This window comes from Aminobacter sp. 01T433 (genome assembly GCF_056398585.1).
Map to the genome: position 1 here is coordinate 296,998 of NZ_JBFTPR010000002.1, position 26,613 is coordinate 323,610.

22 protein-coding genes are annotated in these 26,613 nt (G+C 62.2%); 11 read left to right on the forward strand and 11 right to left on the reverse strand.

Annotated elements, in window-relative coordinates:
• Positions 1-169 precede the first annotated feature (169 nt).
• The 5 genes from AC1DLV_RS04165 to AC1DLV_RS04185 form a co-directional block, all read right to left on the reverse strand.
• On the reverse strand, positions 170-1,498 hold the full coding sequence (locus AC1DLV_RS04165; protein WP_476798307.1) for an extracellular solute-binding protein: 1,329 nt from the start codon (positions 1,496-1,498) through the stop codon (positions 170-172).
• Positions 1,499-1,517: 19 nt separating this feature from the next.
• Positions 1,518-2,366 (reverse strand): ROK family protein, encoded by an 849-nt coding sequence (locus AC1DLV_RS04170; protein WP_476798308.1) that lies wholly within the window; start codon positions 2,364-2,366, stop codon positions 1,518-1,520.
• A 5-nt stretch (positions 2,367-2,371) separates the two neighbouring features.
• The gene (locus AC1DLV_RS04175) at positions 2,372-3,058 is read right to left on the reverse strand and encodes an N-acetylmannosamine-6-phosphate 2-epimerase (protein WP_476798309.1); all 687 of its coding nucleotides are present in this window, start codon (positions 3,056-3,058) and stop codon (positions 2,372-2,374) included.
• 69 nt (positions 3,059-3,127) lie between these two features.
• Positions 3,128-3,874: a GntR family transcriptional regulator gene (locus AC1DLV_RS04180; protein ID WP_476798310.1), complete on the reverse strand. Its 747-nt coding sequence runs from the start codon at positions 3,872-3,874 to the stop codon at positions 3,128-3,130.
• 243 nt (positions 3,875-4,117) lie between these two features.
• On the reverse strand, positions 4,118-4,975 hold the full coding sequence (locus tag AC1DLV_RS04185; RefSeq protein WP_476798311.1) for a MurR/RpiR family transcriptional regulator: 858 nt from the start codon (positions 4,973-4,975) through the stop codon (positions 4,118-4,120).
• A gap of 290 nt (positions 4,976-5,265) precedes the next feature.
• On the opposite strand from AC1DLV_RS04185, the gene AC1DLV_RS04190 reads away from it, so the two are divergent.
• The 8 genes from AC1DLV_RS04190 (at position 5,266) to AC1DLV_RS04225 (ending at position 14,957) form a co-directional block, all read left to right on the forward strand.
• Positions 5,266-6,855: an ABC transporter substrate-binding protein gene (locus AC1DLV_RS04190; protein ID WP_476798312.1), complete on the forward strand. Its 1,590-nt coding sequence runs from the start codon at positions 5,266-5,268 to the stop codon at positions 6,853-6,855.
• Positions 6,856-6,873: 18 nt separating this feature from the next.
• Positions 6,874-7,800 (forward strand): ABC transporter permease, encoded by a 927-nt coding sequence (locus tag AC1DLV_RS04195; RefSeq protein ID WP_476798313.1) that lies wholly within the window; start codon positions 6,874-6,876, stop codon positions 7,798-7,800.
• A complete protein-coding gene (locus tag AC1DLV_RS04200) occupies positions 7,797-8,648 on the forward strand; it encodes an ABC transporter permease (protein WP_476798314.1) in 852 nt (283 codons plus the stop codon). Before AC1DLV_RS04195 ends, AC1DLV_RS04200 begins: the two co-directional genes overlap by 4 nt.
• Before the next feature lie 2 nt (positions 8,649-8,650).
• The gene (locus tag AC1DLV_RS04205) at positions 8,651-9,604 is read left to right on the forward strand and encodes an ABC transporter ATP-binding protein (protein ID WP_476798315.1); all 954 of its coding nucleotides are present in this window, start codon (positions 8,651-8,653) and stop codon (positions 9,602-9,604) included.
• Entirely contained in the window at positions 9,601-10,590 is a 990-nt protein-coding gene (locus tag AC1DLV_RS04210; protein WP_476798316.1) for an ABC transporter ATP-binding protein, read from the forward strand. Before AC1DLV_RS04205 ends, AC1DLV_RS04210 begins: the two co-directional genes overlap by 4 nt.
• Entirely contained in the window at positions 10,587-12,014 is a 1,428-nt protein-coding gene (locus tag AC1DLV_RS04215; RefSeq protein ID WP_476798317.1) for a serine hydrolase domain-containing protein, read from the forward strand. The genes AC1DLV_RS04210 and AC1DLV_RS04215 overlap by 4 nt, the downstream gene beginning before the upstream one ends.
• Before the next feature lie 164 nt (positions 12,015-12,178).
• Positions 12,179-13,669 carry a M81 family metallopeptidase gene (locus AC1DLV_RS04220; RefSeq protein ID WP_476798318.1) on the forward strand — a complete coding sequence of 497 codons (1,491 nt, stop codon included), beginning with the start codon at positions 12,179-12,181 and terminating at the stop codon, positions 13,667-13,669.
• Positions 13,670-13,697: 28 nt separating this feature from the next.
• Positions 13,698-14,957 carry an NAD(P)/FAD-dependent oxidoreductase gene (locus tag AC1DLV_RS04225; protein ID WP_476798319.1) on the forward strand — a complete coding sequence of 420 codons (1,260 nt, stop codon included), beginning with the start codon at positions 13,698-13,700 and terminating at the stop codon, positions 14,955-14,957.
• Between the two features lie 73 nt (positions 14,958-15,030).
• Here the strand turns inward: AC1DLV_RS04225 and AC1DLV_RS04230 are convergent, their stop codons facing one another.
• Genes AC1DLV_RS04230 through AC1DLV_RS04245 form a run of 4 tightly spaced genes read right to left on the reverse strand, consistent with a single transcriptional unit; the run spans position 15,031 to position 18,912 of the window.
• Positions 15,031-16,395, reverse strand: a complete 1,365-nt coding sequence (locus tag AC1DLV_RS04230; RefSeq protein ID WP_476836122.1) for a serine hydrolase domain-containing protein — start codon at positions 16,393-16,395, stop codon at positions 15,031-15,033.
• 22 nt (positions 16,396-16,417) lie between these two features.
• A complete protein-coding gene (locus AC1DLV_RS04235; RefSeq protein ID WP_476798321.1) occupies positions 16,418-17,989 on the reverse strand; it encodes an ABC transporter substrate-binding protein in 1,572 nt (523 codons plus the stop codon).
• Between the two features lie 55 nt (positions 17,990-18,044).
• Positions 18,045-18,590: a MurR/RpiR family transcriptional regulator gene (locus tag AC1DLV_RS04240; RefSeq protein ID WP_476798322.1), complete on the reverse strand. Its 546-nt coding sequence runs from the start codon at positions 18,588-18,590 to the stop codon at positions 18,045-18,047.
• A complete protein-coding gene (locus AC1DLV_RS04245) occupies positions 18,565-18,912 on the reverse strand; it encodes a MurR/RpiR family transcriptional regulator (protein WP_476798323.1) in 348 nt (115 codons plus the stop codon). Before AC1DLV_RS04245 ends, AC1DLV_RS04240 begins: the two co-directional genes overlap by 26 nt.
• A 527-nt stretch (positions 18,913-19,439) precedes the next feature.
• On the opposite strand from AC1DLV_RS04245, the gene AC1DLV_RS04250 reads away from it, so the two are divergent.
• Positions 19,440-21,593 carry a thiamine pyrophosphate-dependent enzyme gene (locus AC1DLV_RS04250; protein ID WP_476798324.1) on the forward strand — a complete coding sequence of 718 codons (2,154 nt, stop codon included), beginning with the start codon at positions 19,440-19,442 and terminating at the stop codon, positions 21,591-21,593.
• Positions 21,594-21,598: 5 nt separating this feature from the next.
• Positions 21,599-23,143 (forward strand): indolepyruvate oxidoreductase subunit beta family protein, encoded by a 1,545-nt coding sequence (locus AC1DLV_RS04255; protein ID WP_476798325.1) that lies wholly within the window; start codon positions 21,599-21,601, stop codon positions 23,141-23,143.
• Between the two features lie 18 nt (positions 23,144-23,161).
• Here the strand turns inward: AC1DLV_RS04255 and AC1DLV_RS04260 are convergent, their stop codons facing one another.
• The gene (locus tag AC1DLV_RS04260) at positions 23,162-23,707 is read right to left on the reverse strand and encodes a MarR family winged helix-turn-helix transcriptional regulator (protein WP_476798326.1); all 546 of its coding nucleotides are present in this window, start codon (positions 23,705-23,707) and stop codon (positions 23,162-23,164) included.
• 240 nt (positions 23,708-23,947) lie between these two features.
• On the reverse strand, positions 23,948-24,739 hold the full coding sequence (locus tag AC1DLV_RS04265; protein ID WP_476798327.1) for a cyclase family protein: 792 nt from the start codon (positions 24,737-24,739) through the stop codon (positions 23,948-23,950).
• Positions 24,740-25,314: 575 nt separating this feature from the next.
• On the opposite strand from AC1DLV_RS04265, the gene AC1DLV_RS04270 reads away from it, so the two are divergent.
• On the forward strand, positions 25,315-26,589 hold the full coding sequence (locus tag AC1DLV_RS04270; RefSeq protein ID WP_476798328.1) for an ABC transporter substrate-binding protein: 1,275 nt from the start codon (positions 25,315-25,317) through the stop codon (positions 26,587-26,589).
• The last annotated feature ends 24 nt before the right edge of the window (positions 26,590-26,613 follow it).

A 26,613-nucleotide genomic window follows, 5' to 3' on the forward strand; every position in this document is an offset into this window, starting at 1 on the left:
TTTCGACACGCTCAGGACTCGGCACCTCGAACCCGCATGGCGGGGCGGGAAAATGGTGCCAGGATCGCCCCGTCGACATGCCCGTAGGCACGAAATCGCGGGGAGGTGCCGAATCCTGAACCTGTTGGGATGGCCGATGGCAGCAAAAGCGCCGCCATCGGCCAAACGCTTACTTGAGCAGGTCGGTCATGCCCTTTTCGGTGTTCTTAAGTGCATCGTCGAGCGACTGCGCGCCCGACCAGTAGCCGGTGAACTCCTTGGCCTGGAGCTGGTAGACGGACTGTGCGTTGGCCGAGGTGCCCCCGTTCATGACGTAGCCATACTTGCTGGCGAACTCGCCGAGCTTGACCAGGTCCGGGCGCTCGGCAGCGACTTCCTTGACGACGTCAGGCGTCAGCGCCGGAGCACCGCTGTTCCTGGCGTAGATCAGCGCTGCTTCCTTGGACGACAGCCACTTGATGAAGGCCTTGGCGCCTTCCTTGTTGGGCGCGTTCTTGTTGAGGCCGAAGCCCAGGCCATGGATGTGAGTGAAGCGGCCTTCGGGACCTGTAGGCGGCGCGACGGTCTCGGTGACCTCGGCGACGGCAGGCGACTTGTCCTTCGAGGTCAGGTCGGAAGCGGCAGCGTTCCACTGCATCATCGCGGCAACCTGGCCCGACGCATAGGCGGCATTGGCTTCGGCGAACTCGTAAGACAGCGAGTCGCGCGGGGTGGCGCCGGCGTCATAGAGCAGCTTGTAGGTCTCGAGGCCCTTGCGATAGGCGTCGGAATTGACCGTCACCTTGCCATTCGCGTCCATCCAGTTGGCGCCATAGGCACGCGGCAGCGACTGGAACACCATCATGTTGAACAGCAGGTTCTTGAGCTGCAGCACGGTGCCATAGCGGGTCGGGCTGTCGGGGTTCACGGCCTGGGTAAAATACAGTGCGGTCGCCGCGTAGTCGTCCCAGGTCCACTCGTCTGGGTTCTTCGGCTCGAGCTTTTTGCCGAGGTGCTTCTCGGAAATCTCGGCGAATTTGGCCTTGGCCGCGTCGTCCTTGAGCAGCGCCTCGATCAGGTCCTTGCGGTAATACATGAAGTGCAGCGACAGGTCGGTCGGCACGCCGTACTGCTTGCCCTGGTACTGCATCGTGGTGAGCACCGAGTCGCCGTAGACGGCCTTGGCCTCGTCCGACAGCTCGACTGGTTCCATGTACGGGGCATAGCGGCCGATCGAATAGGTCGCGAGCAAGTTGGCGTCGAAGGCGGTAGTGCCGGCAGCGAGGTCGGCCTGCACTTTGTCCCAGAAGCCGTCGCGGTTGAAGAACAGCAACTCGACCTTGTTGTCGGCCGATACGTCGGCCTTGGCGTTGTAGGCATCGGCAGCCGCGCGCAGTGCCGTCTCCTCGGGGCCGCCCGGCCAGCCGAGCACGGTCACCTTGGCGAAGGCGGGGCTCGCCAGAAGGCTGGCGATCGCAGCCGCGATCAGGCCGCCCTTTCTGATCTTCGAAAATGTCATGTGGTGTTCTCCCTCTTATTCAGTTCTGACGGTTTGCTAAATCCGCGATGCCCACGACGCCGGCGCTCTCTCCGAGTGCTGCGGCGTGAAGCTGCGGGGTGAGCCGTGGCGGCAGGCTTCCCAGCGCCTGTCGGACGGATTCGAGATACCCAGGCGCAAGTCCAATACCGCCACCGATGACGATGCGGGCGGGGTCGAGCATGAGCTTGATGTTGCGGCACAAAAGGGCAGTCTGGCGAACCGACGCCTTGATAATTTCCTTGGCCCAGGCGTGGCCCGCCGCTGCCGCCTCGAAGACCTCGCGCGCGGTGGCTCCGGCCTGATGCGGCGCGGCCTGGGCTGCGATCCAGTTTCCGGAGACGTGATCCTCGAAGACGCCGGCATCTTCGTTGAGGCTGCGCAGCAGGCCGAAATGGCCGGCGAGGCCGCCGAGCAGGCGGCCGTTGACGACTATGCCGCCGCCGATGCCAGTCGAAATGGTGAGGAAGACGAGATCCTGGCCTTGGCCGGCGCCGAAGGCGAATTCGCCCCAGGCGGCAGCTTGCGCGTCGTTGGCGGCGAGTACGGCCTCGGTTTCTGCGAGCCTGCTGACGGTCGCGACCAGCGGGAATCGCTCCGGAATGTCGAGCGTCTTGCGGTTGAGTGGCGACCAGCAACCGTCGTCGATGATGCCGCTGACGGCGATGCCTGTTGTGTCGTAGCGGCCTTTCCAGCCTGAAATTGCGTCGAACAGGGCCGTCAGCCACTGCTCGGGGTCGCCGCTGCGCGGGGTCGGCATTTTGTGAGTTTTGACCACCTCGGGCCCGCGCACCAGCGCGGCGAGCATCTTGGTGCCGCCGATGTCGAGCGCGAGAACGGTGTCGGCCATGGCGATCAGGCCCCGGCCTTGGCGATGGTTTCGTCGAGGGCCGAGCGGAACCAGGAGGTCACATATTCCGGCCGGGTGATGGCCGAGCCGACCACGACCATCGATGCGCCCGATGCCAGCGCCTGCTGCGCCTGGGCGGGGGTGCGGACATTGCCCTCTGCGACTACGTACGGCGTTAGCTTGCGCATCGCCGAAATGAGCGCGAAATCGGGTTCCGTTGGCTCGACCGGGCCGGTGTAGCCGGCAAGCGTGGAGCCGACGACATCGGCTCCCTCGGCCAGCGCCCGCTCGGCATCGGAGATGACCGAGCAATCGGCCATGGCGGCGCGGCCGTGGGAATGGATGCGTTCGATGAGCGCCCTGGTCGAAACCGGGCGGATTCGTTGAGTGGCGTCGTAGGCGATGATGTCGGCGCCAGCTGCAGCGAGCGCATCAACGTCCTCGAGCCAAGGCGTGATGCGGACGGGTGTGTCCTCGAGGTCGCGCTTGACCAGGCCGACGATCGGCTTTTCGGTGGCTACGCGGACGGCCGCAACGTACTCGGCGGATTCAATGCGCAGGGCGGCGGCACCGCCGTCGATGGCCGCCAGCGCGAAGCCCACAACCATCTCGGCCTTGTCCATGGCGCCATCCTTCACGGGCTGGCAGGACACGATGAGACCATTGTCGAGGGCTTTGAAGTCAAGCGGCACGCGGGCATCTCCTGTGATGCCCAGACGGTAGCAGTCTAAGACCAGATTGCAACAGGCTTTGAACTGGTATTATCGCATCAATTCGATGACGAAGTCGTAGATGTCACCGCGGTATTTGGTCTGGGTGAACTCGACAATCTGGCCGTCGGCGAGGAAGCAGCGGCGCTCCATGATGAGCAGGCTGGCATCGTCGGGCGTGCCGAGCAACTGGCGCTCCTCTTCGCTCGCAGGCTTGGCCTGCATGCGCTGCAGTGCGCGAACGGGCTTGGCGCCGGTTGCCTCGAGATATTCGTAGAGCGAGGCTTGAACAGCTTGCGGATCGGGCACGAAACGGGCCGGCAGCGTGGCGATCTCGATGGCGATGGGCATGTCGTCGGCGGTGCGCAGGCGGCGCAGGCGAACGACTTTTTCGCTGCCGGAGATGCCCAAAGCCATCATCTCGGCCGGCGATGGCCGTGAAATCTCACGCGAAATCCACACGCAGCCAGGCTCCAGCCCGCGCGAGCGCATGTCCTCGGAGAAGCTGGTCATGGTCGCAAGTGACTTCTCCAGCCGCGACGACACGACAGTCTTTGCGCCCTGGCGGCGGTCCAGCAACCCGTCGGAGACAAGGCCGTCGATGGCCTTGCGCACGGTGACGCGCGAGATGCCAAGCGCATCGCACAGGGCGCGCTCGCTGGGGATGACCGCATTGCGCTTGAGGTGCGAGGTGCTGATCGTCTGCTTGATGGCGTCTTCTAGCCGGCGGTAGAGCGGTTCGCCACTTTCGCCCGAAAGCTGTTTTGCGAGGAAGTCGAGGATTGCCTGTTCGCCCATCGGAGCCACCTGTGGAAAGTCGCCCCCTTTATGCAGATTTTTTTTCAGGTGTTAAACTGGTATTGTTCTTGTCGGGTCAATTTTGTGGCATGATGACAGTTGGGTAGCCAAAATTCTAGAAGCCGACGCGCCACGGGCAATAGCCGCCTCCAACGCGACACCGCTGCCGAGCGCTAGCCAATCGGTGGACTGCCATAATGCGGTTTGAACGTGATCATTCGACTGTTCGCCGCTGGCACCTGTTTAGTCGCCGACATAGCCGGTGATCTTGCCGTGCAGTTCCGAGACCTTGTTCATGCGTCCTTCAATGCTGACGCCAAGTTCGTTGAAGATGCCGTTGATCAGCAGGTTGCCGAGGCTGGCCATCTGCGCCGTTGATTCCCAGAACATGCCAAACTCGGTGGGCACGACGAACATTTCGTCGGCGAGGTCGCGCCCCCAGTCGCAGAAGGCGTCGGTGATCAACGTGATTGGAACCTTCGCCCTCTTGGCCTCCTGCGCCAGGAGCAGGTTCAGGCGCGAATAGCGGCGGGCCTCGAAGATCACCAGGCAGGTGGATTTGGGCGGGTTCAGCAGGATCTCGCTGAAGTTGCCGCCGGCGATGTCGGCCAGCTGAACGCCGGGGCGAAGGTATTGCAGCTGGTTTGCGAAGTACTGGGCGATGCCGCGCTCAGTCTGGAAGCCGGCGACGAATAGCTGGGGCGTACTCGCCAGGCGCTTGACGGCGCGGTGCCACTCCTTGGTGTTGGCGATCTCGTAGATCCTGAGCAGTGCGGCGATCTCCAGCTCCAGGCTGCGCGCCAGCGCATCGCCGTTCTGGCTGCGCTCGCGGAATTCCCTCAGCCGGTCCCCGGCCAGCCAGGGTTGCGTGCCGATATTGTCTCTGAGGTCCTCCTTGAGGTCCTTGAAGCGGGCATAACCTAGCGTCCGGCAGAATCGCCCGACCGTCGGCTCGCTGACGCCGACCTTGCTGGCCAAGGTCGCCGAGGTCTCGAACGGCACGCCGTTCAGATTTGCCAACATGTAGTTCGCCAGCGCCTTTTCGGCGTTGGTAGCGGTGGCGAGGCTTTCGACAAGCCTGCGGCGAACCGATTCCGTCATTTTTCTCTCTCTGTCTGGGGCGGGACTTCTTGTAAGAATTCTATCACAGAATCGATTGACGTTTGTTTTTTTTCAAAATAGCTTGAACGCAACCTCGTTGAGGAGCGGGGAAGAAAAACGTTGCTGAGCAGCTGGATATTGCCAGTACCGCACAGCAACCGGGAGGAAACGACGCGCAGCTGGCTCAGGTCATATGACCACGCCACATCGCGAATTCTTGTCTGTTGCCGAAAAAATGCTGCTTCCGCGGCATGGCGGGCATTTGCCAATTTTCCAAGGGGAGGTTGAACATGAATCGACGTGGGTTTCTTGCTTCGGTATCGGTGGTCACGCTGGCCGCGGGTCTCGGCCTGGCTGGAGGATATTCAGCGCGGGCTACAGAACCGGAGGCTGTATTCGCTCTCGGCAGTGCCGAAATAGGCGCCCCTCATCACGATCCAATTCGGGCCACCTTGCTCAGCACCGTCGCGACCCTGATCTACGACCGATTGATCGAGCAGGATGTCGACCAATCCTATCATCCCCATCTCGCCGAATCCTGGGAGAACAGCCCCGACGGCATGAACTGGACCTTCAAGTTGCGGCAAGGCGTTCGCTTTCATGATGGTGAACCGTTCAATTCAGCGACCATAGCGTGGTGGATCCCCAAGTTCAAAGGCAGCCCCAACGAGTACCTTGTCGACGCCATCGATCGTGTCGAGGTTGTCGACGACTACACTGTTCGCTTCGTCATGAAACGGGCGGAGCCGAATTTGATCTACAATCTGGCGTCGTCTTTTATGGGCATCCCGTCTCCGAAGGCCTACGACGCGGCCGGTGACAATTTTGGCGTGACCGTGGCCGTCGGAACCGGGCCTTACAAGTTCGAAAGCTTCGCCGTAGGCCAGGAGACCGTACTAGTCGCCAATGAAGACTACAGCTGGGGCAGTGACCTCTCGGACAACAAGGCAGCACCGCATGTCAAGCGGCTGACCCTGCGCGAAATTCCCGACGCCTCCACGGCCTTTCTCGAACTGAAGACGGGCGGTGTCGGCTTGCTGCTTGGGGTACCGGACCAGTTCTTGCCGCAACTTCAGGCAGAAGAGATGTTGGACTTCCGGAGCCTGCCTGGCTTCGGGATCACGTACCTCGCGTTCAACACCCGAGCCGAGCCCTTCGGCGATGCCGCCGTACGCCAGGCAACCGCGCTGGCGGTCGACCAGGGCGCCATCCTCAAAAGCGTCTTCAACGGCGTCGGCCTCGAAGCGCACCAGTTCTTGATCAGCACGTTGGTGGAATCGAAGATCGATCCCAAGCTGGAAATCCACCACGACCTGGCCAAGGCCAACGAGCTTCTGGACAAGGCCGGGTGGCAGCGCGGTGATGACGGCATCCGGGTCAAGGACGGCAAGCCGCTGAAGATCAAGCTGACGGCGCAGTCGGAGACGGCGATCAAACGTACTGCCGAGATCGTCCAGGCGCAGCTCAAGGCAATCGGCATGGTTGTCGAGATCGACATCTTCGACAGCACGACGGTCGTCGATCAGCTCAAGAAAGGCCAGCATCAGCTCGCGGTGCGTCAGTATGGCTGGAACAACGCCGACATTCTCGACTGGTTCTTCAGCACCACCAACATTCCCTATCCGAACTCATCCGGCTGGCAGGATGAGAAATCGCAGGAGCTTCGCAACGTCGCCATGCAGCAGTCGAAGACGCAAGAAGAGCGGGTGGCCAATTTCAAGAAGTATCAGGAGAACCTGATCGGCAACTTCCTGTTCGTGCCGATCCACGAGCCGGTGCAGAACTATGCGTTCAACAAAACCACGCTCGAAGTGCCGGAAAAGCTGCGCGGCACCCAGCTGGTGCAGGCAACGGCCGTCGACATCAAGGTCGTTGGTTAAGCGGTCGGCGGGACGATAATGATTGGATTCACGTTGAGGCGGCTTGCCTTGCTGCTGCCCGTATTCTTCGTCGTCTCGCTGGTGGTATTCTTCATCATCCACCTGGTGCCGGGCGACCCCATCGACAATCTCATGCGCGCTGGCTCGACGCCCGAGCAGCGGCTGATGATTGCGGCCAAGTACGGTCTCGACCGTAGCCTCGTCGAGCAATACGTCACCTGGATGGGGCGACTTTTGACCGGCGATCTCGGCACCTCGATCATACAGGGGCGCCCGGTCAGCGCGCTGATCGCCCGGAACCTGCCCTACAGCCTCGAGCTGGGCATTGCCGCACTGCTGTTTTCGACGCTGACCGGCATCGCCGCCGGCGCGATCGCGGCGAGCTATCAGGGCACCCGCGTCGACGACACGATCACCGGCTTTATCCTACTTGGCTCGACGGTGCCGAGCTTCTGGCTCGGCTTGTTGCTGATCCTGGTTTTCGCGGTTTGGCTCGGTTGGGTGCCGGTGTCAGGGGCGCGCGGCTGGAGTTCGCTGATCCTGCCGACGATCGCTGCCGGACTCGGTGGCATAGCACTTGTAGCCCGCGTCACGCGCATCGCCATGATCGAGACGTCGCGGCAGGATTTCGTGACGCTGCTGCACGCCAAGGGCCTGCCGCCCTTCATCATCCAGTTGCGCCATGTGCTGCGCCACGCCATGGTTCCGGTCGTCACCATTCTCAGCCTGCGCATCGGCTGGGTTTTGGGCGGTGCCGTGACGATCGAATATGTCTTCGCCCGGCCTGGCCTCGGTTCGCTGCTGATCCGGGCGCTCAACCAGCGTGACTATCCGCTGGTGCAGGGCTGCCTTCTCATGCTGGCCATGGCCGTCATCATCGGCGCCCTGATCGGCGACATCGTCCAGGCGGCGATGGATCCACGCCAGCGCGAGGCACGGGCATGATCAAGCATCGCGCATTGGCACTGCTCAAGGCCGTCTCCACATTCAAGGGCGGCATTTCAGGGGCGTTTCTGTTGCTTCTGGTCATCGGCGCGCTGTTTGCGCCTTGGCTTTCGCCGTACCCCTACGACCAGCAGGACCTGGGTATCATGAACCAGGCTCCGTCGCTGACGCATCTGTTCGGCACCGACGAGTTCGGCCGCGATGTACTGTCGCGGATGATCACCGGCGCGCGGACCTCGCTTTCGGTTAGCGTCACGGCGATCGGCATCTCCGTGGCTCTCGGCCTGGTTCTCGGCGCCACCTGCGGCTATTTCGGCGGCACGTTCGACCGGGTGGTCATGACGGTGATCGATCTGACCTGGTCGTTTCCCGAGATCCTTATCGCACTGATGCTGGTCGCCATCATCGGCCCGGGGCTGGAGGGCGTGGTGATCGCCATTGCCATCGCCTACCTCGCGCAGTTCACCCGGCTGACGCGAACCTACATCATGTCGCTGAAGAGCGAGACCTATGTCGAGGCGACTATCAGCCTTGGCGCCGGCCACGTCCACGTCCTGTTTTCGCATCTTCTGCCGAACGCGCTGGCACCGGTTCTGGTGGCGGCGATGCTGGCGACTGGGGATGCCATCATCCTCGAGGCGACGCTCGGCTTTTTCGGACTTGGCGCGCAGCCGCCGACGCCAAGCTGGGGCGCGATGATGAGCTCCGGCACGGCGCAGCTGTTCATAGCGCCCTGGGTGATCCTGCTGCCTGGCCTCGCGGTAGCGTTGACGGTCGTCTTCATCAACCTGTTCGGCGACGCAGTCATCGCTGCGCTCGATGTCCGCGCCAAGTTCAGGGAGGCGTAGAGATGCTGCTGGATTTGGAAAAGCTGCGTATCAGGTTCGGCGCCTTCTCGCCGGTCGACGAGGTCACGCTGAGCGTCGACCGTGGCGAGATCCTCGGCATCGTCGGAGAATCCGGGTCGGGCAAGTCGTTGACCGCGACCGCGATCATGGGACTGCTGCCGCGCATCGGCGGTCAGGTCGCTGCCGGTACCATCCGCTTCGACGGCACCGACCTCGTCGGGCTGCCGGAGCGGCAGATGCGGCGGCTGCGCGGCGGGCGCACCGCGCTGATCACACAAAACCCGATGACCTCGCTCGATTCCATGATGCGGATCGGGCCACAGGTCGACCAAGCGGCTCGCCTCCATCTAGGCCTCAGCAGAAGTGCTGCGCGCGCCAGAAGCCTGGAGCTGATGGCCGATTTGCGGATCCCCGATCCTGCCTCTGTCTACGACCTGTTCCCGCACCAGCTCTCCGGAGGCATGAAGCAGCGCATCGTCATTGCCATGGCGCTGGCTGGCGACCCTGAGCTGTTGATCGCCGACGAGCCGACCACTGCGCTCGATGTCACGGTCCAGGCTCAGATCGTGCAGATTCTCGTCGACCTCGTGCGGCAGCGCGGGCTGGGTTTGATCCTGATCACCCACGACATGGGCGTCGTTGCCCAGGCCTGTGATCGCGTTGCGGTGATGTATTGCGGACGCGTGGTCGAGTTGGCTGAGGTCGACGCGTTGTTTGAACACCCTCGTCATCCCTATACGCAAGCGCTGATCCGCTGCATCCCCCGGCATGACATGGCACGCGGCACGATGAGCGCCATCCCTGGCATGGTTCCGAGCGCTGCGGCGCAGCCGCCGGGCTGCAGGTTCAATCCACGCTGCGCCCGCGTCGCGGACCGCTGCCGAGTCGAAATCCCCGAACTGCGCGTCGGCGCGAGCGGCAATGGCGTGGCCTGCCACGTGGCGGAGGCAGCATGAGCGATCTTCTCGCCGTCAATGGGCTCAGCCGCCGTTTCAGCGACGGCGGGCTGTTTCGCAAGCGCAAAGTGTTCCACGCCGTCAGCGACGTTTCGTTCACCTTGAAGAAGGGCCAGATCCTCGGTGTCGTCGGCGAATCCGGTTGCGGCAAGTCTACTCTGGCGCGGCTGGTGCTTCGCTTGATCAACCCGAGCGAAGGGCAGGTGCAGTTCGACGGTATCGACATGGCGTCGCTTTCGCGTGGAGATATGCGCCGCCTGCGCCAGCGCATGCAGCTGGTGTTTCAGGATCCCTATTCTGCGATCGATCCGCGCTACTCGGTCAGGGATGCGTTGCTCGAACCGTTCCGGGTGCAGGGGGTGAAGCCGAAAGCCGCCGACGAGACCGTTTCGTCGCTACTCGACATGGTCGGCTTGAACAGCGCGTTGGCGGCAAGCTATCCGCACCAGCTGTCGGGCGGCCAGAAACAGCGCGTCGGCATCGCCCGGGCGCTGGCGCTCAACCCGTCGCTGGTGGTGCTCGACGAGCCAACTGCCTCACTCGACGTTTCGGTGCAGGCTCAGATCGTTTCGCTACTCGAGCGGCTGCGGCAGGAGCTCGGGCTGACATATCTGTTCATCTCGCACGACCTCGGACTGGTGCGCTATTTCTGCGACCAGATCCTCGTCATGTATCTCGGCCGCATCGTCGAGGTGCTGCCGAGCGACACAGCGCCCGCGCATCCCTATACCCGCGCATTGCTCGACAGCACCTTCGAGCCCGATCCGAAGCGGCGCCGTACGATCACGCGGCTCGCCGGTGAAATCCCAAGCGGCTACGACCTGCCGCCCGGCTGCGCTTTCGCCAACCGGTGCCCTCGTGTGTCCGATCTCTGCCGCCGGGTGCGGCCTACGCTGACGTCGCAAGGCAGCGGGCATCAGGCGGCCTGTCATCATCCGCTCACTGCCGTGCCCGACATGGCAGTCGATCAGAGGTCGGTCGCATGAACACATCCACAAAGACTGCCGTTGCAGGTGCCCTACAGCTTCGCCACGGCTTTGAAGACCAGGAAACGAGCATGAACTTCACCGAAGAACTCGACCGCTATCTGCAATCGGAAGTCGACAACAGCCAGGTTCCCGGCCTCGGCGTCGCCATCGTCCACGATGGCGAGATCGTTCACCTCGCCGGCTATGGCCTTGCTAATGTCGAGAACAAGGTGCCTGTGACGCCAGATACCGTTTTCCACTCCGGCTCGACCGGCAAGATGTTCACCTCGGCCTCGGTGATGTTCTTGCTGCAGGACGGCCGCATCAAGCTCGACGACCCGTTGAGCCGCTACATTCCCGAGGGGCCGGAGAGCTGGGCCGAAATCACCATCCGCAACCTGCTGTCGATGATGGCCGGCTTCGGCAATTTCGACATCGTCTTCTCAGCGACGGATGGCTGCGAGGGTAGCGCCGTGCCCCTCAACCTGTGGCAGGACCACAGTGACGAGCAGCTGATCGACCTGGCCCGCCGTTCTCCGTTCGTGTACCAGCCGGGCGAGGGCTATCAGTACAGCAATACCGGCTACATCCTGGCTGGGTTGGTCGTCGCCCGCATCTCGGGCAAGCCTTACTACGAGTTGCTACGCGAGCGGCTGTTCGAGCCGATCGGTATGGCGACAGCGCGTGAGGCTTCATGGTTCGACCTCGTGCCGAACCGCGCCGCCGGCCACTGCATCCGCGACGGCAAGCTGGAGAACCGCTACTGGGCGGCACCCACGCTGCAGCGCACCGGCGATGGCGGGCTCTATTTCTCGCCCCGTGACATCGCCCATTGGCTGCTCGAACTGGACAGCCCGACGGTGCTCCGGCCCGAAACCATCGCGCTGATGTCGGAGCCTGTGCAGATGAAGAACGGTCAGCCGTCGTTCAACAACTATGCGCTGGGCTGGCAGAACTCCACGATCCGCGGCCATCGCAAGATCCGGCATGGCGGCACCTGGGACGGGTTCCGCGCCGAGATCGCGCGGTTCCCGGCGCGCAAGCTGTCGGTCTGCGTGCTCGGCAACACGGATGAGGCCCAGGTCGCCCGGATCGGCCAGAAAATTGCCGGGATCGTCGACCCCGCACTGGCGCCCTACGAGCCGGTTGCCGACGGCAACGAAGCTCTGACGAAACGCGACCACGGGTTGCTGCAAGCCATCGTCGATCGCCGCGCGCCGCGCGACGGCTTTGTCGAAGAGGCATGGCGGCTGTGGAGCAATGGCTGGTTCGACCAGATCGCCGCGAGTGGCGTCGCGGTAGCCGGAGTGCCGCTCGAGCTTACGCATCAGGAAGCTGATGCGCGGCGCTACCGGCTGGAGATGGGCGGCTACCACCTGCATTGGACGATCAGCCGCGACACCGAAGACTTGGTGAGCGAAATGCGCTTCCACATGGAGTAGCCGCAACTGATTTGGGGCGGCCGCTGCCGCGCTGGCGCGGTCACCTTTCCAAACACACCAAACCAACTTGCCCGATCAGGAGCGCGCGTCCCTCGACGAGGAACGCAACGGTAACGCGCGCCTGATCGATCCGAAACGCCTTAATGAACATCTGGAGACCGATAATGAGCTTTCGTGTTCTGACCGCTGAGTTCTCGCATGAGACCAACACATTCAGTGTCCGCAAAACGGACTATGATGCGTTCACTGTCGAAGGAGTGCTGTTCGGCGACGACGCCATTCGCGCCCGTGGCGAAGCTAACACTGAGATCGCCGGCTTCCTCGATATCGGACGCAAATATGGTTGGGCCATCGAGCATGTGCTGAGTACCGCCGCCGAGCCGGCGGGACCCGTGACGCGCGATGCGTTCGACCGCATCGGCGGCGCCATCGTCAAGGCGGCGGCGGAAACCAAGGGCCAGATCGACGGCATCTTGCTTGGCCTGCACGGTGCGATGGTCACCGACTTCTCGCCCGACGGCGAAGGCGAGCTGCTGGAGCGGCTGCGCGCCGTGGTCGGGCCGGATCTGCCGATCGCCGTCACGCTCGACCCGCATGCCAACGTCACGGCGAAGATGTGCGAGCACGCCGACATCCTGATCTCGTTCAAGACCTATCCGCATATCGACATGCGTGAGATCGCGCGTCACGCCGGCGAGTTGCTGCAGAAGACGATGGCCGGCGAGATCCGCCCCAAAACACTTCTGGCGCGCCGGCCGATGCTGGAGGAGGCCAATGCCGGGCGCACCGACATAGGGCCGATGGTCGAATGGATCGCACGGGCGCGTGCATATCAAGAGACCGCAGGAGCGCTAGCGGTCAGCATCAACGGTGCCTTTCCTAATGCTGACATTCCCGAGGTCGGTCCGACTGTGCTCGTCACCTATGACGGTGATCCGGCGCGGCATCAGGCCTTCGCGGAAAGCATCGCCGACGAGATCTGGGACAACCGCTTCAACGTGCTGAACACCTTCCACACGGTGATGCAGGCAGCCGAGATCGCGCATGACTACCGCGGCGACCGCCCGTTGATAATTGCCGACTATGCCGACAATCCCGGTGCCGGCGGCTATGGCGACGCGACGGCCTTGCTTGGAGCCTTACTGGAAGTGGGCATCGACGATGCCTGCTTCGGTCCCATCGTCGATCCGGAGACGGCGAACCGGCTTCACCGCGCCACGGTCGGCGATACCGTCCAACTCAGGCTTGGCGGCAAGACCGATCCGCGCTTCGGCGGTGATCCGCTTGAAGTGACCGGCAAGCTGCTGGTCATCAGCGACGGCAAGCTCATCGGCGATGGAGAGCAGCTGGGCGGGTTGGAGTTCTCGTTTGGCCCGACGGCTGTGGTGCAGGTCGACGGCATTGCCGTGCTTGTCGTTACCGAGCCGTCGCAGATGCGCGATCTCCAGCAATTCCGGGCATTTGGCATCGATCCGGCGCGTCATCGCGTGGTCGGGCTCAAGTCGATGCAGCATTTCCGGGCAGCCTTCGAACCCATCGCAGGCCAGGTCATCGTTTGTGACAGTGGCGCGCTCTGCACCATGGACTATTCCAGGATGCCCTACAGCAACGTCCCGCGTCCGATCTTCCCGCTCGACCGCGACATGACACTTTAAGCGCATGGCAATGACAGCAAGGAAGCCGATGACGAAGCCACATATCCAACGAGCCGACGTTGTTGTGCTCGGTGCCGGCATCATCGGCGTTTCGGTCGCGCTGCAGCTGCAGCGGCGCGGTCGCTCCGTCATCCTCGTCGACCGCCGTGGCGCCGGTGAGGAAACGAGCTATGGCAATGCCGGGCTGATCGAGCGCTCGAGCGTGGTGCCCTATGGCGCGCCGCGCGAGCTTTCGAAGCTGATGCGCTATGCGTTAAACCTCTCGGCGGACGTGCGTTTCGACTGGCTGCAGATGCCGCGGATCGCGCCGTGGCTGTGGCGGTTCTGGCGCGAGTCGGCGCCCAAGCCGCTGGCGCGCGCCGCAGCCGACATGCAGCCGCTTATCGAGCGTTCGGTGACCGAGCATGAAGCGCTGATGTCTGAGGCAGGTGTTTTGCCGCAGCTGCGCCGGGCCGGCTGGCTTGAGGTCTACCGAAGCGAGAAGACCTTCGGGCAGGGGCGGGACGCTGCCAACGCCCTGCATCAATTCGGCCTGAACTACGAAGTGCTCGACCGCAAGGCGCTGCAACAGCGCGAACCGGATCTCTCCGACGCGCTGGTCGGCGCCGTGCACTGGCTCGATCCGGCCACCGTTGCCGATCCGGGGGCGCTGGTAAAAGCCTATGCCAGCCATTTCGTCGACCGCGGCGGGCTGTTCCTGCAAGGCGATGCCCAGCAACTGCGGCAGGAGGAAACGGGCTGGAGCATCGTCACCGACAGCGGGAGCGTCGAGGCACCGGAGGCCGTTGTCGCGCTCGGGCCCTGGACGGACACGATCTCGCGTTCGCTCGGCTACAAGATCCCGCTGGTAATGAAGCGCGGCTACCATGTCCATTTCGAGACCGATGGCGACGCCCAGCTCAATCATCCCGTTGTCGATGCCGATGGTGGTTTCGTGCTGGCGTCGATGGCTCAGGGTGTCAGGCTGACCACGGGCGTCGAATTCGCATCGCGCGGCAGGAGGCCAAACCCGATTCAGCTGGACAGGACGGAACCGCTCGCTCGCCAGATTTTCCCGCTTAGGCAGCGCATCGAGCCCAAACCCTGGATGGGATCGCGCCCGTGCCTGCCCGACATGCGGCCAGTGATCGGCCGGGGTTATCGGCACAAGGGGCTGTGGTTTGCCTTTGGCCACAATCACCACGGATTGACCCTCGGCCCGGTCACCGGACGCCTGTTGGCCGAAATGATGACAGGCGAGCCGACATTCGCCGATCCGGCGCCCTATGCCCTGGCGCGCTTCGGATGATGTATCCGGGGCACGCAGGTAACCACGCGCCGAAACCATGCGGACCTGACGTCCGCATGGTGCTTAAGGCATCTCATTCCATGTGGAAACGCATGGCCGCGATGCGGCCGTCGCCCTGGCGGTCGACGGTCCAGTGCATGTGGTAGCGGCCTGTCGCGAGGCGATACCGCCGCCGCAGCCCGGTGTCTTCGACCAGCTCCATGGGAGCGGCGCCAAGATCGGATTCGCTTTCGGCGATCACCTGGTCGAACCACTTGTCCGACCATTGCCGCCAGCATTCTCCGCTGAAGGCGTTGGAGGGTATGCAGCGCGCCGCAATTGCCCTGATCAATGAGCTGTCTTGGCTGGTGAGCGCGGGATTGGCGTCGGCGACGGCCTCATAAGGCGCGACCGTGGCATCGATGAACCCGGCGACCCTGTGCGCGATACGCGCCACCTGAGCGGAGTCGATGTTGGCCAGCACCGCCACTGAGAGTCGTTGGTCAGGGAAGCGGGCAAGTTCTGCGCGGAAACCATCCCAGGTGCCGCCGTGCCTGATTTTGCGGTGGCCCCGAACCTCGGAGTTTTGCCAGCCCAGTCCGTAGCCGTTGATGGTCGGGCGACCATCAGACATCAGAGCCTGCTGGAACATCTGGTCGATAGTGTCAGGTCGGAACAGGTGGGGCCTGTCTAGCTCGATGAACCAGTGGGCGATGTCGCGCGGCGAAAAATAGAGCCCGCCATCGCCCGTGCGCAGCATGGTCGGCGCGGTCCAGTGGCTGTTGCGCAGTTGCCCCTCGTCGCGGCTGTATCCGCTGGCCCGGTTTAGGACGATGTCACGACAGCTGGCCTCGCGTGCGCTCGTCATATCAGCTGGAGCGAACAGTCTTTCGCGAAGCAGAGCAAAGTATGGCTTGCCAGCGATACGGGCGACCACCAGCGATGCCACGATGTAGCTGATGTTGGAATAGAGGTAGCTTTCGCCCGGCGCGAAGGCGAGTGGTGACAGGCTGGCGAGCGCTAGCAGATCGGCATCGCTGTGGTCCTGCCACAGATTGACCGGAACGACATTGTTTTCGACAGGTGTCGGGGCAAAGACGTCGACGAAGTTGCCAAGGCCGCTCGTCATCGACAGCAGGTGGCGTATTGTCATCCCGGCCCAGCTTCTCGGCACCTCGGTCAGGTAGCGATCGACAGTATGGTCAAGCTGGAGAAGTCCATCCTGTACCAAAAGAAGTACGGCGGCTGCCGTGAACATCTTGCCGGTCGAACCGGAGTGGAAAATGGTGTCGGGGCTGACCTTGGCTCCATGCTCGACATTGGCCAGCCCGTGACCGCCGAGATGCAGGATCTGGCCGTCGCGCACGATTGCAACCCCCAGGCCTGGAATTCCGTGCGCCTCGATTTCGGCATCGAGATAGCGCTCCAGTTTGGCAGCGATGGCGGGGTCTTTCATCATATCCATAGCTCTGGCCTTGCTGTTATTGCGCGGATTTGATGTCGACGATCGAATAGGGCGCACGGAACGACTGGGGTGCTGCGAGACGGGTCTTGTTGAACGCCATCGTCTGCGCCGGCTCGTGGACGGGGGCAGCGACAAAATTGGCGAGCAGATGGGCGTGGTAGTTCCGGAAATTTGCAGCACGCTCGTCCCAGGTCTTGGAGCCGAACATCGCCAGATCGTGCAATTCCTCGGATTTGGGGTCGTCCCACATCGACAGGTTCCACGAATCCAGTCGCTTGGCACTGAAGAACCAGTCGAGAATATCGGCGTTGGTCCACGAATAGGGTTGCAGCACGAGCTCGCGCTCGGGCCTGCGGAACTGATCGCGATAGGTGCCGGCGTCGAACACCGTGATTTCCGTACTGATCCCCACGGCTTTCAGCTGCGCCTGGATGATCTCCGCAGTGCGCCGGTATTCGGTGTCGGCTCTGGCCCACAGCTTGACCTGCAGCGGCTTGCCGTCCCTGCTGCGAATGCCGTCGGCGCCTGCCATCCAGCCTGCCTCGTCGAGCAGCCTTGCGGCCCGGGCAGGATCGTTGCGGATCTCGACGGCCGGATCGACTTTGGATTCCTGCAAGGTGCTGACCAGTAGCTGGTGCGCCTCCTTGCCGACATCACCATAGACGCTCTTGAGAATCGCGTTCTGGTCGATGGCGAGCGCGGTTGCCTGCCTCACACGGATGTCCGTGAACGGCGCGGCCCGGGTGTTGATCGCAACGAACGTGATGCCGTAGCCGGGGAGGTCGCGCATGTCGATGTCGGCCTCGGACCGGATCTGCGGCAGGAAGTCGGTCGGCAGGTCAAGCAACATGTCGACGCCTCCCGTCCTGAGTTCGAGGAAGGCGGTGGACGCATCGGGGAGCTCGCGCACAGTGAGGCGCTTGATGTGCGGTGCCCCCCTGTTTTCTGACAGCGGACTGCCCCAGGCATAGTCCTCATTGCTGACCAGCACCGTCTCTTGGCCGACCACGAAGTTCTCGAGCTTGTAGGGCCCGGTTCCCACCGCCTGGATCACGCCATATTCGCTGCCTGCTGCGTCGAACGCCTTCGGGCTGGGGATGCCCATGTTCATCATGGCCAGATTGAAGATCAGGTTCGGCTCGGGCCGCTTCAGCACGAACCGCACCGTGTGCTCGTCGACGGCCTCGACGCGGTCGATGGCGTCGACCATGTATTCGTTTTCGGTGCCCCTGAACTTGGGGATCCACCAGACGATCGTCGCCGCGTTGAAAGGCTCGCCGTCGGTGAAGCTTACATCCTTGCGGAGCTTGAACGTCCAGGCCAGTCCGTCCGGGCTGATGTCCCAGGATTCGGCGAGATGGGGATGATAGGACTGGTCGGCGGCCTGCTCGACCAGGCGGTCGTAGATGAGGCCGGCAGCCATGTTCAGGGTAACGGCGCGGATCGGATCGTAGCTGGCGGCTCCCTGTTCCTGCCGGGCCAGAACGATGACGGCTTCTGTTTCGGTGGCTTTGGCCGACGTTATCAAGCCCGTCGCTGCGACAAGCGAGAGCAGTGATGCCGAAACAATCAATTCACGCCGGTTCATGTCAAATCCTCCCTGATTTGCAGTGATGTGTGTTGCATAGGAAATGAGCGCCGTGTCAGCGCTCCGGCCCGCCGGCATGGCCGACGAATTCGCCGTAGAGCCGGGACATGCGGTCGAGTCGGACTTCGACGTCGGACCCAAGTTCGCCGATCACGCCGTTCAACATGAGATGAACAAGCGAGAGCATCGGCCCGTTGGTGTCCCAGAACAGATTGATCTCCGACGGCAGCGCGAAGACCTCGGAGGTGGCGCCGTGCGCCCAATCGCAGAACTGGTCGGTGACGAGCGTGACCGGCACGCCGGCATCAGTTGCCCGGCGCGCCAGCGCGGCGGCCTGCCGCGAGTATCGCCTCGCATCGAACATTACGAGCGCGGTTTTCTTGGGGTCGGCGAGCAGCACTTCCGAGAAATTTCCGGCGGAAAGATCGATGAGTTGCACGCCGTCGCGCACATACTGCAGCAGGTGCGCCATGGTGACGGCGATGCCGCGCTCGCTCTGGAAACCGACGATGAAAATTCGCTCGCATGTTGCGAGACGATCGACGACTGCCTTGAACTGAGCCGATCCGGCCAGCTCATAGACCTTGACCAGTGCCGCCATTTCCAGCTCCAGGCCTGGCGAGATCTCCGCCCCCCTTCTTGCTTGTTGCCTGGAACTCGCGCAGCCGGTCGCCGATCAACCATGGGGTGTCAGCGATGTTGGTCTTGAGGTCCGCCTTGAGATCCTTGAAATGCTGATAACCCAGCGAACGGCAGAAGCGGCCGACGGTCAGCTCGCTGACCCCGACCTTCTCGGCCATGCTCGATGCTGTCTCGAAAGGTAGCTCATTGAGACTGGTGATCATGTAGGTAGCGATGGCTCGGTTCGAGCGCGATCCCTGGTTCAGGGCAGCAGCCAATCTCTCGCGCACGGTTCCTGTCATCGTCCCCTCCTCGGATTTTCTTCAATGACATATTTCTATCATATGTGTAAATAGTGACAGTTTGCTGTCATTTCTTTTGCGAACCAGAAAGCCTAGGGTAGGGGCGATCGCGGCTTTGAAGGGTCTGTCGGCCATCGGATTGGCTACGTCCCCAGGGCAACGTAATCAGGTGAGTTGCGCCGATGAGCCGAGGAGCCGCCGCGAATGAACTCAAAGGCGTCCGTCGCCGCGGACGTTTTTTGCTTGGGTGCACCGGTGGATCTGCGACGCCAACCGCATTTCTTCTCTATATATATGCACAGGCATGCATTCAGCTTTGCTATGAACTGGTTTGCCTCGATGACGGTGGATAGAACCAGCCAATGTGGATGCTTCGAACTGGCTGTTTCATGCAAATGGATTGACAGTTCCATGCATTCTCATGAATATGCATTTTCATAGTTATGTGGCTCGACACCCGGGAAGCCTGGCGGCCCCGTGGGAGGTCGAGCCACCGTGGCGGTCTGGCCACGCCTGGGAGGGTCGACATGGCGGAACGGTCATTTGCGCGGGAGGTCGAGGACCTCAAGCTTGGTGAGGGCGAGCTCTTTCGCGGCGAGGGTATCCTTGCCATCACCAAGGCGCTGCTGCAGTCGGGCGTGTCTTATGTCGGCGGCTATCAGGGCTCGCCGATCTCGCATCTGATGGATGTGCTAGCCGACGCCAAACCGGTGCTCGACGAACTCGGCGTGCATTTCGAATCCTCCGCTTCTGAGGCCGCCGCCGCTGCCATGCTTTCGGCGTCGGTGATGTATCCGCTGCGCGGTGCCGTGACCTGGAAATCGACCGCTGGCACCAATGTCGCCAGCGACGCGCTGACCAATCTGGCGTCGAGCGGCGTCAAGGGCGGTGCATTGATCATCCTCGGCGAAGACTATGGCGAGGGCTCATCCATTCCGCAGGAGCGCAGCCACGCCTTCGCGATGAAGTCGCAGATGTGGCTGCTCGACCCGCGTCCCAATCTCGAATCGATCGTCAAGTCCGTCGAGGACGGCTTCGAACTTTCGGAAGCCTCCAATACGCCCGTGATGATGCAGGTGCGTATCCGCGCCTGCCATGTGCATGGCCAGTTCATTGCCAAGGATAACAAGCGTCCCGTCTTCACCATCAAGGAAGCGCTGGAAAACCCGGTGCGCGACCTTAACCGCATCGTGCTGCCACCGGTGTCGATTACAGTGCACGACCGCGAGAAGATCGAAAAGCGCTGGCCGGCGGCCATCGATTTCATCAAGAGCCGCAAGCTGAACGAATGGTTCGGCCCCGAAGAAGGCGATGTCGGCATCATTCTGCAAGGCGGCATGTACAATTCGGTCATGCGGGCGCTGCAGCTTCTGGGCCTCGCCGACGCCTACGGCAACACAGTCATTCCGCTCTATGTGCTCAACGTGACCTATCCGCTGATTGACGATGAAGTGACGGCGTTCTGCGCTTCCAAACGCGCCGTGCTGATGGTCGAAGAAGGCCACCCCGACTATCTCGAACAGGCCGTCAACAGCATCCTGCGTCGCCGCGACATCAACACTCGCCTCGCCGGCAAAGGTGTCCTGCCCATCCGCGGCGACTATACCGCAGCCGTTTTGATGAACGGCATACAAGCATTCCTTGAAGAACACGCCGTGGCCCTGCTTGGCAACCGTCCGCCGCTTCCGAGCGCCGACGCGGTGCTCGCCGACCCGAAGGTCAAGGCGCTGAACGCAGTCGTGCCGGCACGCCCCGCCGGCTTCTGCACTGGCTGCCCCGAACGGCCGATCTTCGCTGCCATGAAACTGGTCGAACAGGAACTCGGCGAGCACCACATCTCGGCCGACATCGGCTGCCATCTTTTTTCCATCCTGCCGCCGTTCAACATCGGCGGCTCCACGATGGGCTACGGCCTGGGACCAGCCTCCGCATCTGCTTTCAATGTCGACGCAGGCAAGCGCGCCATCTCGGTGATGGGCGATGGCGGCTTCTGGCACAACGGACTCACCACCTCCGTAGGCAATGCTGTCTACAACAAGCATGACGGCGTCATCATGGTCGTCGACAACTACTATTCGTCGGCGACGGGAGGACAGGACATCTTGTCGTCTCGCGCCGACAATCCGGAGCGCTCGACCAACAATTCCATTGTCAACGCCGTCAAGGGCATCGGCGCAAAATGGGTGCGCCAGATCGACCGCACCTATGATGTCGCCAAGATGCGCGACACACTGAAGGAGGCGCTGACCTCGAAGGAGGAAGGTCCGAAAATCATCGTCGCTTCGTCCGAGTGCATGCTGAACCGGCAGCGTCGGGAAAAACCGCTGTTCTCCAAGGCGGTCCAGTCAGGCCAGCGGATGGTGCGCGAGCGCTTCGGCGTCGATGAGGACACTTGCACCGGCGACCATGCCTGCATCCGCTTGTCCGGCTGTCCGTCGCTGTCGCTCAAGCACACCGACGACCCACTACGCGACGATCCGGTGGTGGCGATCGACAACACCTGCGTCGGCTGCGGAAATTGCGGTGAAGTCTCGGAAGCCGCGGTACTGTGCCCATCCTTCTACCGCGCCGACATCATCTACAATCCGTCGCGGCGTGACCGCTTCGCAGCGAAACTGCGCAACGCCGTCATCGGTTTCCTGCAGCGCCGCCGCGAAGCCCGGCGCGTGGTCTTCGGGTGAAAATAATGAGCAAACCTGTGACCACAATATCAGCCGACGAAAAACCAATCTCGATCGCCATCCTTGCCATGGGCGGTCAGGGCGGCGGCGTTCTGGCCGACTGGGTGGTGGCGCTCGCCGAGGCAGAGGGCTGGGTCGCCCAGTCAACCTCGGTGCCGGGTGTTGCCCAGCGCACAGGCGCAACGATCTATTATGTCGAGATGCTCAAACCCAAGGGCGGCCAGATGCCGGTGCTTTCGCTTATGCCGACGCCGGGCGACGTCGACGTTGTGCTCGCCGCCGAATTCATGGAAGCTGGCCGGTCGATGCTGCGCGGGCTGGTCACGCCGGACAAGACGGTGCTGATCGCGTCGACCCATCGCTCTTATGCGGTCGGCGAAAAGGAAGTGCCTGGCGATGGCACGGGCGATCCACTGGCCGTGGTCGATGCCTTTGGCGTCGCGGCGAAAAGGACGATCCTCTTTGATATGCAGGCGTTGGCTGAAAAAAACGGCAGCGTGATTTCGTCGGCCATGTTCGGAGCCTTGGCTGGTGCCAATGTACTGCCCTTCGCCCGCGAAGCCTTCGAGAATGCAGTGCGAGCCGGTGGCAAGGGCGTTGAAGCTAGCCTGCGCGCATTTGGCTCGGCCCTCGACCGTGCACGCGACGGTAAGCCCGAAAAAGTGGCTAAGATGCCGGAGAAGCTGCTGCCGGACGCGCCCATCTCGGTCGGGCACCCGAAGCTCGACCGGCTGCTTGACCGCATCCATTCCGAGTTCCCGCCGGTGCTGGCGCCGATGCTCTATGCCGGCACGAAGAAGCTGGTCGACTTCCAGGACCCGCGCTACGCCGAGGAGTATCTCGACACCGCGTCGCGCCTGCTAACGCTCGACCGCGACGCTGGCGGTGAAGCCAGCAACTTCGGCTTCAGCCAGGAGATCGCCAAATACCTCGCCGTCGCCATGGCGTATGACGATGTCGTGCGCGTCGCCGACCTGAAAACCCGTTCGACGCGCTTCGAGCGCGTGCGCAAGGAAATCGGCGCGACTGGCGAACAGCTCGTCTACACCACCGAATACATGCATCCGCGGGCCGAGGAGGTGGTTGGCACCATGCCGGCATTCCTGGGGCAATTCATCGAGAGCCGGCCCACGCTGCTCAAGCTGCTGGAGCGACTGTTCAGCAAGGGTCGGCGGGTGCGCACCGGCACTATCAGCTGGTTCATTGCACTTTATGCCTTGTCGAGCCTGAAGCCGATACGACGCTCCATGCTGCGTCACAAGCGCGAGATGGCACACATCAAGAACTGGCTGGATACGGCCACGGCCATGCTGCCGACAAACTATGATCTGGCCGCCGCCGTGGTGGGCAGTCGTAGACTGGTCAAGGGCTACTCTGATACGCACAGCCGCGGCCAGGGCAAATTCGACAAGGTTTTGTCAGCTGTTCCCATGCTGCAGGCACGGGAGGATGGCGGAACCTGGCTCAAGCGTCTTGTTCAGGCAGCGCTACAGGACGAAGCCGGCAAGTCGCTCGATGGCGCGCTGGCAACCGTCAGAAGCTTCGCGTGAGGGTTTTTCCTGCCCCGCCTACGCCTCGGTTTTTCCGTCGCCGGCCTTCGCCGCAGCTTCATCGACGCTGAACTTGTCGACATTGCGCAGAACCTTGTGCAGCGTGACGATGAAGGCATCGTACTCGTCGGGTTCGATACCTTCGAACAGCTGTGAAAAGATGCCAAACAGCACCGGCCAAAACTGCTGGAAGACATCGCGACCGGCATCGGTGATGTGAACTTCGCGGACACGCATGTCGTCGGCGCGCGACAGGCGGCGGACAAATCCCTGCTCTTCGAGCGCATCGAGGGTGCGGCTCATCGTCGACTGCTCGACCACGGCAAGGAACGACAGCTCGTTGACGGTTAATCCTGGCGAGATCGTTAGCAGCGCTATGGCCCGCATCTTGGGCGTCGTCAGGTCGAGCGGGCGCAGCAATTCCTGCAGATTGGCGTTATAGCTTGCCGACAGCCGGTTGATGAGATGCGGTGCGAAGCGGTTGAGCCCGATTTCGCCAAGGCTGGGAAGGCGGTTGCCGTCGCCTGCCTCTCTGAACGACCCGAGGAAGTATTTCGTGACCATTGCTACCTGTTCGGCTCGATGGAGTTCGTCGCTGTCCGAATTGCCATGAAGCCGATTATCCGGCAACCGTCCAGAGCGTCGCTGCCTAGATCAGGCACACAACGTCGGCCTAAAACGAAAGGCCGGGCGCCAAATGACAACCCGGCCCACGCCGTGGTGATTGTCGCCTCGAAGAAGCTCCATCCGCCTGACGGCGACGGCGGCGGTGGGAGCCGCCGCAGTCCTCAATGAAATACTGGCTCAGGCCCGAGGCGCGAGCGCGAAGGCGCGTACAGGGCTGCCGGTACCCCCGACGATCTTGAGCGGCGCCACGACGAGCACGGCACCCGTGGCTGGCAGCTTGTCGAGGTTGCACAGGCTGGCAAGGCCGTAGCTGCCGACTTCCAGCAAGAGGCTGTGCGCCGGGAATGGCGGGTCCATCGCCACCGCGCTGCCGGCATCGGTGCCGACGCATTCGTTGCCAAAGCCGAGCACGCCCCGTTCTACCAGGTAGCGCACGCAATCGACGCTCGGGCCAGGCGTATGAGGGCCCTTTTCATCGGCGTTCAGGAAGGCTTCGGTGGAAGTGTTGCGGTGATACCAGTCCGAGCGCATCAGTACCCAGGCACCCTTGGGGATCGCGCCGTGGATGGCTTCCCATGCCTTGATGCCATCGGCGGTGAGCAGGAAATCGGGGTTTTCGGCCACTTGCTTCGAACAATCAATGACCACGCAAGGCGCGACAAAGGACTGCGGCGACACGGTGTCAGTGGTGCCCTGAGCGACATCCTTGCCGGAAATCCAATGCGCTGGGGCATCGAAATGCGTTCCAGTGTGCTCACCCAACTCCATCCAGCCCCAAGCCCACCATGGGCCGTTCGCGTCATAGCGCGAGATCTCGTGCATCTTGAACTTCGGCGTGTTCTTGGCGAAATCCGGCGGCAGATAGAGAACCGGGGTATCCGGCCCTAGCGGAGCGGTCAGGTCGACGATCTGGACCGCGCCCGTGGCGATTGCTGAAGCGAAATCCGCCAGCGTCTGGTTGGCACTCATCTTGGCTCTCCTCCTCCTTGACGGGCCCGAAGCCCAAGTTTTGCTCAGCCTATTCAAGTAATATGCATTTGCAAATATTATTTTCGCACTGACGTCAGTGGCACCGGTATCTTTCAAGCGCGAATATCCTCGCATGCATGGTTTTTGACCACGCAAGCTTGCAGACCGCCCCACCGAGGTTATCCCGGAGCACGCCAAGTGCGTTCGTCGCTCCGGCTGACCCGCTGCATTGCTACTTCTTTTTTGGCAGCCGCCGTTCAGAAATACCTCATTCCACCGCAAAGTCGATGAAAATCATCGGCCCATCAGGAACCGCATCTTACGGGACCATCTTGTCATGCAAGATATCGCGTACGAAGGTAACGGATTGAAAATAAGCACTATTTTTCCGATCCGAGATTGCCATCCACGTCGACTTCGCGTCCTGCAACCTCGCTTTACAACCACAATCTTTTGTGCGCTTATGATCAAATGATGGAACAGAGGAGCCTTGCCGCGACGCCTTCACCAACAGGCAGCAAAGCCTGAGATGAGCGCGCGGCCGCCATCATCCAAACGAGGGGAACAGAACTTTGATGAACAAGACCAAGGGCCTGATGCTGGCCAGCCTGCTCGCGGCCACCGCGTTTTCCACGTCATCGGCAATGGCTGACGAAGCCGCCTGCCCGGTCAAGATCGGCGGCGTGCTGTCGCTGACCGGCTCGATGGGTGCCGTGGGTAAGAACATCGCCAACAGTGCGCAGCTCGCCATCGCCAACATCAACGAAGGCGGCGGCATCAAGGGTTGCCAAGTCGAGTTTGTACTGCGCGACGACCAGGGCCAGCCCAATGTCGGCGTCGACGCGGCCAAGTTTCTTGTCGATGTCGAAGGGGTCAAAGCCTTGACGGCCAGCATTGGCAGCGGCGTCACCATCCCGATCCTGACCTCGGTTTCGGCTCCCTCGCAGATACCGCAGATCGCCTGCTGTGCGTCCGCCCCGATCCTCACAACGCTCGCGCAGGAAGGCAAAACAGGCGGCTTCTTCTTCCGCACCCAGCCGACCGTCAAGAACCTCGCTTATCCGCCGGCCAAGATCGCCGCCGAGCGCGGCTTCAAGCGCATCGCAATCATCTACGTCAACAACGACTACGGCACGAGCCTGCTGAAGGATTTCTCGACGGCAACGGAGAAGCTTGGCGGCGAAGTGGTGAAAGCGGTCGCCTTCAACGAGAACCAGGCCTCTTATCGCGCCGAAGTGTCCGCCGCGCTCGCAGAAAAGCCGGATGCGATGTTCCTTGTCGCCTTCCCGCAGGATGGTGCGACGATCACTCGCGAATGGATCTCGCTCGGCGGCACCCAATCGTTGATCCTCAATAACGCGCTGCGCAGCCCCGACTTCGTCAAGGCGGTGGGTTCCAAGTACCTGACCAAGGCTTTTGGCACCGACAATGCGTCGGTAGCCGGCCCGGAGATCGAAGCCTTCAAGCAGGCGTTCAACGCCGCTTATGGGGTCAGTTCCGATGGCCCCGGCATCTACAGCGAGTACGACGCCGTCATGATCCTCGGCCTCGCCATGAACATCGCACCAGATTTGTCAGGTGCTTCGATCCGCGATGCGATGCGCAAGACACAAGCCGCTGATGGCGAAGTCATCGGCACAGGTCCGGCTGAGTTCAAGAAGGCGCTGGAGCTGATCAAGGCCGGCAAGCCAATAAAGTTCGTCGGCTCGCTCGGCGAGATCGAATTCGATGCTTATGGCGACATCAGCGGCCCGGCCCTTTCCTGGCATATCCAGGGTGACGAACTGATCATCGACAAGACCTATTCGAATGAGGATATGAAGAAGCTCTTCGCCGAAATCGAAGGCTAAATCCACGGGCGGGCACGGACCACA